The organism is Actinotignum urematis (assembly GCF_051264595.1).
GTDB lineage: Bacteria > Actinomycetota > Actinomycetes > Actinomycetales > Actinomycetaceae > Actinotignum > Actinotignum timonense_A.
This window is the reverse complement of record NZ_JBOZBG010000034.1, coordinates 1-1,602: the sequence shown is the minus strand read 5'-3', so window position 1 is coordinate 1,602 and position 1,602 is coordinate 1. Positions and strand designations below refer to the sequence as shown.

At 53.9% G+C, this 1,602-nt stretch carries 2 rRNA genes; both read right to left on the bottom strand.

What is annotated here, in order from left to right:
* Position 1: 1 nt before the first annotated feature.
* Positions 2-121, bottom strand: a 5S ribosomal RNA gene (rrf, locus tag ACRQDJ_RS09215).
* Positions 122-222: 101 nt separating this feature from the next.
* Positions 223-1,602, bottom strand: a 23S ribosomal RNA gene (locus tag ACRQDJ_RS09210); the annotation flags it as partial.

Sequence of the window (1,602 nt, the reverse complement as noted above, 5' to 3'; positions counted from 1 at the left end):
ATGGCGGCAGTGACCTACTCTCCCACACCCCACCGAGTGCAGTACCATCAGCGCAAACAACCTTAGCTACCGGGTTCGAAAAGGAGACCGGGCGTATACCCTTGCCGCTATAACCACCGCCACAACCAAACAAACACCAACCACCATGGTGGCCAGTCATCGCACAGTGAACGCAAACACACATAATCTCACGCAAAAACAAACAAAAGCAACCCGTCAAAAGTTGTTTTGGCTATCGGTCCATTAGTACCAGTCAACTAAAACCCTCACAAGCCTTACATCCCTGGCCTATCAACCCGATCATCAACCGGGGACCTCACCCACACAAACGTGGAACGAGAACTAATCTCGAAGCAGGCTTCCCGCTTAGATGCTTTCAGCGGTTATCCCTCCCGAACGTGGCCAACCAGCAATGCCCCTGGCGGAACAACTGGCACACTAGAGGTTCGTCCGTCCCGGTCCTCTCGTACTAGGAACAGCCCTTCTCAATTCTCAAACGCGCGCAGCGGATAGGGACCGAACTGTCTCACGACGTTCTGAACCCAGCTCGCGTACCGCTTTAATGGGCGAACAGCCCAACCCTTGGGACCTACTCCAGCCCCAGGATGCGACGAGCCGACATCGAGGTGCCAAACCATGCCGTCGATATGAACTCTTGGGCAGGATCAGCCTGTTATCCCCGGGGTACCTTTTATCCGTTGAGCGACGGCGCTTCCACAAGCCACCGCCGGATCACTAGTTCCTACTTTCGTACCTGCTCGACATGTCTGTCTCACAGTCAAGCTTCCTTCTACACTTACACTCACCACCTGATGACCAACCAGGCTGAGGAAACCTTTGAGCGCCTCCGTTACCCTTTAGGAGGCAACCGCCCCAGTTAAACTACCCACCAGGCACTGTCCTTAGCCCGGATCACGGACCAAAGTTAGACATGCAATACGACCAGAGTGGTATTTCAACAACGACTCCACACAAACTAGCGTCCATGCATCACAGTCTCCCACCTATCCTACACAAACCGTACCGAACACCAATACCAAGCTATAGTAAAGGTCCCGGGGTCTTTCCGTCCTGCTGCGCGAAACGAGCATCTTTACTCGTAATGCAATTTCACCGAGCTCGTGGTCGAGACAGTAGAGAAGTCGTTACGCCATTCGTGCAGGTCGGAACTTACCCGACAAGGAATTTCGCTACCTTAGGATGGTTATAGTTACCACCGCCGTTTACTGGGGCTTAACTTCCCAGCCTCGCCCCCAAAAAAAGGGGCTAACCAGTCCGCTTAACCTTCCAGCACCGGGCAGGCGTCAGTCCGTATACATCGCCTTACAGCTTCGCACGGACCTGTGTTTTTGATAAACAGTCGCTTCTCCCTAGACTCTGCGACCCAACCCCCCACAACACCCAGACACGGGGCGTGTAAAGAGTGGGCCCCCCTTCTCCCAAAGTTACGGGGGCATTTTGCCGAGTTCCTTAACCACGATTCACTCGCACGCCTTAGTATGCTCTACCCAACTACCAGTGTCGGTTTCGGGTACGGGCGGTCTTACCACTCACGTCGATGCTTTTCTCGGCAGTACAGGATCACCCTACTTCCCACAAAAA